Origin of the sequence: Synechococcus sp. 63AY4M2 (genome assembly GCF_002760475.1) — a bacterium.
GTDB lineage: Bacteria > Cyanobacteriota > Cyanobacteriia > Thermostichales > Thermostichaceae > Thermostichus.
The window spans coordinates 3,039,157-3,047,324 of the sequence record NZ_AXUX01000001.1 but is presented as its reverse complement, the minus strand read 5'-3'; the positions used below and the strand labels follow the sequence as shown (position 1 = coordinate 3,047,324).

Below are 8,168 nucleotides of genomic sequence, written 5' to 3'. Positions count from 1 at the left end.
AGCTCCCACTCCCGGCCCATGTAGCAGAACACCCCAATCAAAAAGTGCAGCACAATCAGCTGGTAGGGGCCGCCGTTGTACAGCCACTCGTCCAACTCTTGCCGCAGCTTGCTGATGCGCCGCTGGATGGCCCGCCGCTCCATTTCCAGTTGGGTTTCCCCAGGGCCACGGGCGCCGATGCCCCCACCTAGCCGAGACATGGTGCGACCGCGACCGGCCAGGCGAGGCAGCAAATACTGCAGTTGCGCCAGCTCCACCTGCAATTTTCCGGCCCGGGTTCTGGCCCGCTGGGCAAAAATATCCAAGATCACCTCGCTGCGATCCACCACCCGCACCCCCACCGCCTCTTCCAAGGTGCGCACCTGGCTGTGGGTGAGTTCCCGGTCGAACACCACCAAGTTAGCGCCCAGATCCTGGACCAGCAGCGCCAGCTCTTGCACCTTACCGGAGCCGATTACCGTGGCCGAGTTGGGTCCCTCCCGCCGTTGCCAGAGGGCTTGCAGCACCTGACCGCCGGCGCTTTCCACCAGGCGGCCCAGCTCCGCCAACCCATCCATGAGATCCTCGTAGCTCTGCCCGGACTCCTGCAGCCCCACCAGGATGGCCCGATCCTGATCCAGATCCACCTGGCGGGCGGTCACTTGGCGCCGAAAGCCATCTTCTAGCTCCGCCACCAGCTCCTGCAGATCCTGTTCTGCCAGGATCCCCAAAGGCAAAGGCTCAGAAACCTGCCAACGGCGCTCTCCCTCCGGCAGCAGATGGGCCAGATAGGCCCGGTGAACAAAGCCCGTAGCCGCTCCTCCCCGGCGTCGGTGCCCTCCTGACTTGGACACGGAAAGGGTGATGAGGGCATCCAAACGCTGCAAAGCCATGGCCGTCAGTGCTTTTTGACCGGGGCCCCCCTCCCCCATTTGGGTGGTGATGCAGCGGATCCCGGATAGGCGCTCGGCCCCCTGGCGGGGCAATTCCCAAGCGGGAATCTGGGTTTCAAAAGGGGATCCCACCCCTACGCGGATCACCTGGCCGCGCCGGTTGAGGTAAACGCTGATGGGCCGGCCTTCCAACTCTTGGGTCAGGGATCCCAGCCGTTGGGCAAACTCCACCGTCACCAAGCGGTCGGGGGGTAGGCGCAGTTGGTAAAGCCGTTGCAGTTGCTTTTGTTGGTGGGGCTTTAACCCTTTGGCCTGTTCGCGAAAGCCTCGCGTAGCGATAGCAGAGCTGAAGCGGGGGTCGGTCTGATGGCGAGAGGTGCTAGCCCTGGGCATGGGGACGGGGAAAGACCCAAAAACAAGCTTTCATCTACCATACACGCTAGCTGACAGCAGGAACTTGGGATCCAAAAGCAACGGCGGCAAACACTGGCCCAGTGTTGGATCTGCCCAAGCGGGGATCCCTGTATTGAGCTTGCTGTCGGTGAGAGAGTTTCCAAATCGGTTGGGCATCCCTTTCGCTCCGTGTTGCCGGAATCCTGCTGCAACTCGGAGTAGCTGCATAAATCGGAAAAAGCCGTAGTGCTAGCTCTTGGTTTTTATAGATGCACGATTTCAACATCACCCCATTTTCTGTGCAAATATTCAGCAACCAGCCTACGATGACAGTGCTCAGGAGTAGCTTCACTACAAAGCAGACATCCTCCATCGAGAATACTTTTATCCACTTGATCTTCGATACGACGCTCGGCCATCAACGACAAAAACTGTCTCTCATAATTAGACCAGTCACCACTAGCTTTATAAGCATCAAGAATTTCTTGGGTCGGTGCCAATTCTGGCAAATGAATGTATCCAAGCTTACAGATCTCATGAAGGAAGAACTCTAGGTCATTCTTTTTCGTGAATCCCGCCAGTTGCGAGGTGTTATTAAGTCGAGTATCAACAACTCGAACCAGACCAGGCTGTTTTAAGCGATTAAAAAATTGCTCTGCACTTTTCTTCGTGAACCCTATTGTAAATATCTTCATGGCCTCGCGCTCCGCTCATCACTTTTTGACATTTTCTCATCTCGATAGGCGACACGCCTGCCTTGAATGAGACAGGCTTCGGCTATACACTCTTCCCGACTTCTAAACAAGTCCCCCTCTGGAAGTTTGCAAAGGGCAAGAAGACGAGATTCTAGAGCCTCATGAGTCTCCAAAGAGCCATTGGCCAAGATGTGGTTGACCGGAATCCCACTTTGAAAAAGTTTACGCGCCACCAGCAACGATCTATGACATTCAATAGGGTCTTTCTCAGCACACATCAGTGCGATCCGATACCGACTAGAACCTTGGATCAGACGGTCGATCCCTTCGAGGAAGGCTGGCTCATTTGCCAGTCGTTCATACTGAATCCTACCCTGATCATAGCAGCTCGGATTTTCGCTACGTCCTCCCAATTCTTTGCCCAGAAAGACGTAAGCAATACCTGCTGCCGCTAAAGCACTTTTCAACTTTTCTTGTGAATATTGAGGGACGTAAAGGCTATATGGACGTGAGCGAACGTCGCCAATACCGGTGATGTTGTACTGGCGCAGTAAGTCTATGAAAAAATCAATCTCGTGGTTTGAGTGACCAATCGTGTAGATCTCTGATTTCATATGAGTCGACCTGAGTAGAGAACAGCCGCTATCAGCTTGTAGTAATAGCCCAAGTAGGGATCGCTAAGGCTAACACACAGCACCGGATCGGGGATGTCATATTGACCGTCTTCGCCCATTAGGAAATCCCGTTCAATCACAGGATCGGTAACATCCATGCAGTATTTTACTCCCTTGTATACAAACTCGCCGCGTACTCTACGCTTAGAATTCGGGTATCCTGGTGCCTTGTAACCAACAGACGCAAATGCTCGACCGGTACAAGGTAAAGAGAAACTCCGCTTTCTCGCCCGACACTTAACCGGTTGTTCCACCCAGCATAGCTGCTCTCGCCAGTGCCCCAGAGATTCTCAGGGTTGTCTAGCCAACTGTTGATATCCTCCCAAGGCAGGTGGCCAACTTTTTTCCAGCGGTGCTTTGGATTGATAACGTGGTTCTCCTTCTGGTGAGGTAGTGGCTGAGGTGTATCACAAGAGACACAGAGAATATCAAGAAGTTCTGGGTCGCCACCGCTCTCGTAGTACCTCTCATGTTCAGAGACCTCATGTGACGGGCGGCTGCTGACAGGACGCACCCATTCCCCTGGCTCTCCGTTCTGCCATTCCTTGCCGGCAATACAGCGACCGGCCATTTTTCTGGAGTTGGCGAAACAGACAATCGTCTTGGCGTAAGACATACAGGCTTCTGGGGCAAGGGCAAAGGCTCAATGGGAGTAATTTTCGGCTTCTTGAAAGTCCAGTAGTCAAATCCGTTCTTCAGGGCGAAAGGGGATCAAAAGGGCGCGGGGCGCTTTGGCATGGCGAGAGACCAAAATCAACGCCACAATACTGAGCAGATAGGGCAACATTAAGAAAAACTGATAGGGGATCCGGCTACCCCAAAGCTGCTGAAGGCGCAATTGCAAAGCATCAAACCCGGCAAACAGCAACGCTCCTCCTAAGGCTCGCCAGGGATCCCAAGCGGCAAAAACCACCAGGGCAATGCAAATCCACCCCCGTCCATTGACGATATTGAAGAAAAACGCATCGAACGCAGAGAGGGTTAAAAAAGCGCCGGCCACCGCCATGAGAGCGCTGCCCACCATCACGGCCCCGGTGCGAACGGCATAGACCGGGATCCCCTGGGAAGCGGCAGCCTGGGGATTTTCCCCAACCATGCGCACGGCCAGGCCCAGCGGAGTTCGGTAGAGGATGTAGGCCATGAGGGGCACCAGGAGAAGGCTGAGGTAGGTGAGGGGCGGCTGGGTAAACAGGGTTTCTCCCAGAAAGGGCAGGCTGGAGAGACCGGGGATCGGCCAAGGGCTGAAGGGGACGATTTTGGGAGGAGAGGTGACCTGGGGCAGGGCCATGCGATAGACAAAATAGGCGGCATTAATGGTCAAGAGGGTGATGCCGATGCCGGTGACGTGCTGGGAAACTCCAAGGCGGACCGTCAACAGGCTATGAATCAAGCCCACGCCGGCACCTAGGGTGGCAGCAAAGGCTACGCCCCACCACAATCCAGCTCCCTGATAGACCACCAGCCAACCGGTCATGGCCCCCAGGGTCATGATCCCTTCGATGCCCAGATTGAGAACGCCGGCCCGCTCACAGAGGACTTCGCCCAAAGTGCCAAAGAGCAAGGGAGTGGCAATGCGCAGGGTGGCCACCCAGAAGCTGGTGGTGCTGATTAAGCTGATTAGACTCAGGAGTGCAGACACGGGTGCTCAGTCCCAGCGCAGACGATAACGGGCCAATCCCATGCAGACCAACATCCACAGCAGGGCAGCAGCAACAATGACATCGGCAAGATAGGTGGGAACGCCCAAGCTACGCCCCATGGTATCGGCTCCCACATAAACCCCGGCAATGAAAACTGCGGCCCCCACCACTCCCAAGGGATGCAGTTGGGCCAACAGGGCAACAACAATGCCGGTGTAGCCAAAGCCAGGGGATAAATCCAAGGTGAGATAGCCCTTGAGCCCGAGGAGTTCACAAGCTCCCGCCAAGCCTGCCAGCCCACCTCCCAACAATGAGGTATATAAAATAACTCTCCGGACTGGGATGCCGAGGAACCTGGCCGCTTCTGGGTTGGCGCCTACGGCTCGCATTTCTAAGCCCCAAACGGTGAACTGCTCCAGCCCCCACACCCCCAGGGCAGCAAGCAGGGCGATGATTAAACCAGCGTGGAGACGACTGCGGGGAATCAGCCGCGGCAGAAGAGCACTCTCCGCCAGGGCACGACCTTGGGGCCAACCGAGAGCCAGAGGATCTTTGAGGGGGCCTTCCAGGAGATAGCTAATCCCGAGAAGAATGACAAAATTGAGCAGCAAGGTGGTCACCACTTCGTCCACCTGGAACTGAGTCTTGAGCCAGGCCGGGATCCACAGCAACAGCCCTCCGGCAATCCAGCCCGCCAGCAGCAGCACCAGCACCAACCACGGGCGCGGCAGCGAAAGCCCAGCGGTGCCCAAGAGGCTGGCAGCCAGAGCCCCACCATAAAACTGGCCTTCCGCACCGATGTTCCACAACTTGGCCCGAAAACACACCGCCACCGCCAATCCCGTCAGGATCAGGGGAATGGCCCGCGTCAAAGTTTCGCTCAGGGCAAAGGGGGATCCCACCGCTCCCCGCAGCAAAGCTCCATAGGCTGCCAAAACCGGGGATCCCGTCCACAGGATCAGCAGGCTACAGGAGAGGAAAGCCAGGACAATGGCTGCCATCGGCGCACTCAGGATCAGCCAAAGGGGCACAGTGGAACGAGGTTCAACACGCATCGGCCACCTCCTGCCCGGCCATACGCAACCCCAAGGCGGTCACCGTTGTGGTTTGGGTTGGGATTGCTGGGGAAAGCCGACCGCGATAGAGCACCGCCACCCGATCGGCCAAACTCAGCAATTCATCCAAGTCTTCAGAAATGAGCAGGATCCCGGCTCCAGCCCGGGCTGCTGCCAGCAGTTGGGCATGCACGTAAGCCACAGCCCCCAGATCCAGTCCCCGCGTCGGTTGGTGAGCCACAATCACCTGGGGATCCCGACACAGCTCCCGCGAGAGGATCACTTTTTGCATATTTCCGCCGGACAGCAGTTGCACTGGCATCTGGAGCGCCTGCCGCGGATCCCCACTCTGGAGTCCCCGCACATCGTAGGTCTGTAGCCAGGTGTGGGCCTGCTGATAGATTTGGCGGTGACGCAGGATCCCCCACCGCGAGAATTCGGGATCCCGATAGCGCTCGATGACCCAGTTTTCCCATAGGCTAAGGGAACCAATCAGCCCAGTTTTGTGGCGGTCTTCTGGGATCCGGGCCATGCCTTGCCGCACCATCTCAGCAGGAGAGATCAGCCGCAGGACTCGGCCATGCAGATGGAGATGACCTTGGTGGGGCCGGATCACCCCACAGACCAGATCTGCCAGAACGGCCTGCCCATTGCCCGCCACCCCGGCAATACCCACGATTTCGTGACGCCGCACCGTCAAAGAAACCTGCTCCAGATGCTGCTGCCCTGCCCGACAGGAGACCTGCTGCAACTCTAAGACCGTCTCCCCCGGAGACAAAGGGGCTTTGACCACCGCCGCCAACCGCTGCCCCACCATCGCTTCCGCCAGAGCTGTGGGATGGATCTCAGCCGTCTTGCCCGTCATCACCACCCGCCCTGAGCGCAGCACCATCACCCGGTCACTGATGCGCATCACCTCCTGGAGCTTGTGGGAAATCAGCAGGATCCCCAGCCCGCGACCGGCCATCTGCCGTAGGGTGTGAAAAAACGGCTCAATTTCCGGTGGGGTCAACACCGCCGTAGGCTCATCCAAAATCAGGATCCGCGCCCCTCGATACAGCACCTTGAGGATCTCCACCCGCTGCCGCTCCCCCAAGGTTAGAGATCCCACCAGAGCATCGGGATCCACGGCCAACCCCAATTCCTCAGCTAGCTTTTGGATGCGCCGCCGTCCCTCTCGCCGCCGAGACCACAGGTGCCACAGGGGCTGAGTGCCCAGCAGAATGTTGTCCAGCACCGATAGATTATCGGCCAAGACCACATGCTGATGCACCATGCCTATCCCTGCCGCCAGGGCAGCCGCCGGGGATCCCAGCTTGAGGGGCCGACCAAACACCCACACCTGACCCTGATCGGGAACGTAGTGCCCAAACAGGATGTTCATCAGTGTCGTTTTGCCCGCCCCATTTTCCCCCAAGATGGCCAGAATCTCCCCGGCCCGCAGCTCAAGATCAATCTGGTCGTTGGCCAGCAGAGCACCAAAGCGCTTAGTAATGCCCACCACCTTCAAGGCCAAAGGCGCTTCAGAGGGTGGACTTGGGTTCGCTGTCATCGATGGCTACAACAAAAGACCCTGCCAGAATCTCTGCCTGCCTCTGCATCACCTTAGCTTTCAGTTCAGCCGGAACCTTGTCGGCAAAGGTTCCCCAGTCGGAGAGGCTGGATCCCCCATATTTCATCATGCTGTAGATCCCGTAGTCCTCTGCCTTAAACTCTCCGGCCTTCACCGCGGCAATGGCTCTGTCGATGGTGGGTTCCATGTGCCACAGGGCGCTGACCACCACCGTTTCCGGGTAGTCCGGCTGGGTATCGATCACATTGCCGATGGCCAAAACGCCCCTCTCTTTGGCGGCATCAGATACCCCAAACCGCTCCGCGTAAAGGATATCTGCGCCGGCATCAATTTGGGCAAAAGCCGCCTCTTTGGCTTTGGGGGGATCAAACCAACTGCCGATAAAGGTGACCAAAAACTTCACCTCCGGCTGCAGTTCCCTCGCCCCTGCCATAAAAGCATTCATGAGGCGGTTCACTTCTGGAATGGGATAGCCCCCCACCATGCCGATGATTTTGGAGCGGGTCAGCCCCCCGGCCACCATTCCCGTCAGATAGGAAGGCTCGTGGATGTAGTTGTCAAACACGGCAAAATTGCTCAGGGCAGGATCCGGCTTGAGGCTGGATCCCATCAAAAAGCTGACCTTGGGATAGTCTTTGGCTACTTCCCGCGCTTCCCGCTCCACCCCAAAGACCTCACCCACCAGCAGTTGGACGCCGCTCTCGGCATACTGACGCAGCACCCGTGGATAGTCGGTGTTGGAAACTGACTCTGACCAGGTGTAGTCAATATCCCCCCGCTTCTGGGCAGCCATCAACGCTTTATGGATCCGGCTCACCCACTGCTGCTCAATGGGAACCGTATAAACCCCGGCCACCTTCAGCTTGGTTCCTTGAGCCACCGCGGCATCGCGAACCAACCAGCGGCTCCCCATCAGGCCAGCCACAAAAGCCCCAGAACGCAGGCAGAAGTCCCGCCGGGAGAGTTCTAAACGTGCCATAGTCGCTTCTGTTGAGGTTACTTCGAGATCGGGTTACTGCTCGGCTTATCCTAAGGGGGAGATCCCTGAAAATATGTATCCTGAAATACAATTTTTTGAGAAGGAGCTTGTTTGTAATGGACAACGAAGTTTCGCTGACGGTTGGAATGGATGTAAGGGCCAAGTCCTCTCAAATCAGCTCTCGATAGATTATCCCTCTGACTACTTGGTTGATATCTTGCACAACCGGATGCTGTTGGGGACTACAGCCCTCTTTTATAAAGTGAGCAATAACCCAATCAACTGGT

9 protein-coding genes are annotated in these 8,168 nt (G+C 57.0%); all 9 read right to left on the bottom strand.

Features of this window, described 5'->3' with window-relative positions:
• Positions 1-1,265, bottom strand: a 1,265-nt coding sequence (hflX, locus tag SYN63AY4M2_RS13505; protein ID WP_240530555.1) for a GTPase HflX, incomplete at its 3' end; no start/stop codon positions are given.
• Between the two features lie 263 nt (positions 1,266-1,528).
• Positions 1,529-1,960 (bottom strand): DUF488 domain-containing protein, encoded by a 432-nt coding sequence (locus SYN63AY4M2_RS13500; RefSeq protein WP_099812065.1) that lies wholly within the window; start codon positions 1,958-1,960, stop codon positions 1,529-1,531.
• A complete protein-coding gene (locus SYN63AY4M2_RS13495; protein WP_099887456.1) occupies positions 1,957-2,574 on the bottom strand; it encodes a DUF488 domain-containing protein in 618 nt (205 codons plus the stop codon). Before SYN63AY4M2_RS13495 ends, SYN63AY4M2_RS13500 begins: the two co-directional genes overlap by 4 nt.
• Entirely contained in the window at positions 2,571-2,693 is a 123-nt protein-coding gene (locus SYN63AY4M2_RS14410; protein WP_276307819.1) for a hypothetical protein, read from the bottom strand. The genes SYN63AY4M2_RS13495 and SYN63AY4M2_RS14410 overlap by 4 nt, the downstream gene beginning before the upstream one ends.
• Positions 2,694-2,740: 47 nt before the next feature.
• Positions 2,741-3,250 (bottom strand): hypothetical protein, encoded by a 510-nt coding sequence (locus SYN63AY4M2_RS13995; protein ID WP_206337020.1) that lies wholly within the window; start codon positions 3,248-3,250, stop codon positions 2,741-2,743.
• 66 nt (positions 3,251-3,316) lie between these two features.
• Positions 3,317-4,273, bottom strand: coding sequence for an ABC transporter permease (locus tag SYN63AY4M2_RS13490; protein ID WP_099887455.1), 957 nt, complete (start codon positions 4,271-4,273; stop codon positions 3,317-3,319).
• A gap of 6 nt (positions 4,274-4,279) precedes the next feature.
• Complete coding sequence (locus SYN63AY4M2_RS13485) at positions 4,280-5,329, bottom strand: ABC transporter permease (RefSeq protein WP_099887454.1); 1,050 nt, start codon at positions 5,327-5,329, stop codon at positions 4,280-4,282.
• A complete protein-coding gene (locus SYN63AY4M2_RS13480) occupies positions 5,319-6,881 on the bottom strand; it encodes an ABC transporter ATP-binding protein (protein WP_099887453.1) in 1,563 nt (520 codons plus the stop codon). The genes SYN63AY4M2_RS13485 and SYN63AY4M2_RS13480 overlap by 11 nt, the downstream gene beginning before the upstream one ends.
• Positions 6,853-7,881 (bottom strand): BMP family protein, encoded by a 1,029-nt coding sequence (locus SYN63AY4M2_RS13475; protein ID WP_099812061.1) that lies wholly within the window; start codon positions 7,879-7,881, stop codon positions 6,853-6,855. Before SYN63AY4M2_RS13475 ends, SYN63AY4M2_RS13480 begins: the two co-directional genes overlap by 29 nt.
• Positions 7,882-8,168 lie beyond the last annotated feature (287 nt).

Coding starts and splice junctions, on each gene's coding strand:
- SYN63AY4M2_RS13500 (WP_099812065.1), bottom strand. CDS start 1,960: ATGAAGATATTTACAATAGGGTTCACGAAGAAAAGTGCAGAGCAATTT.
- SYN63AY4M2_RS13495 (WP_099887456.1), bottom strand. CDS start 2,574: ATGAAATCAGAGATCTACACGATTGGTCACTCAAACCACGAGATTGAT.
- SYN63AY4M2_RS14410 (WP_276307819.1), bottom strand. CDS start 2,693: ATGGGCGAAGACGGTCAATATGACATCCCCGATCCGGTGCTGTGTGTT.
- SYN63AY4M2_RS13995 (WP_206337020.1), bottom strand. CDS start 3,250: ATGTCTTACGCCAAGACGATTGTCTGTTTCGCCAACTCCAGAAAAATG.
- SYN63AY4M2_RS13485 (WP_099887454.1), bottom strand. CDS start 5,329: ATGCGTGTTGAACCTCGTTCCACTGTGCCCCTTTGGCTGATCCTGAGT.
- SYN63AY4M2_RS13480 (WP_099887453.1), bottom strand. CDS start 6,881: ATGACAGCGAACCCAAGTCCACCCTCTGAAGCGCCTTTGGCCTTGAAG.
- SYN63AY4M2_RS13475 (WP_099812061.1), bottom strand. CDS start 7,881: ATGGCACGTTTAGAACTCTCCCGGCGGGACTTCTGCCTGCGTTCTGGG.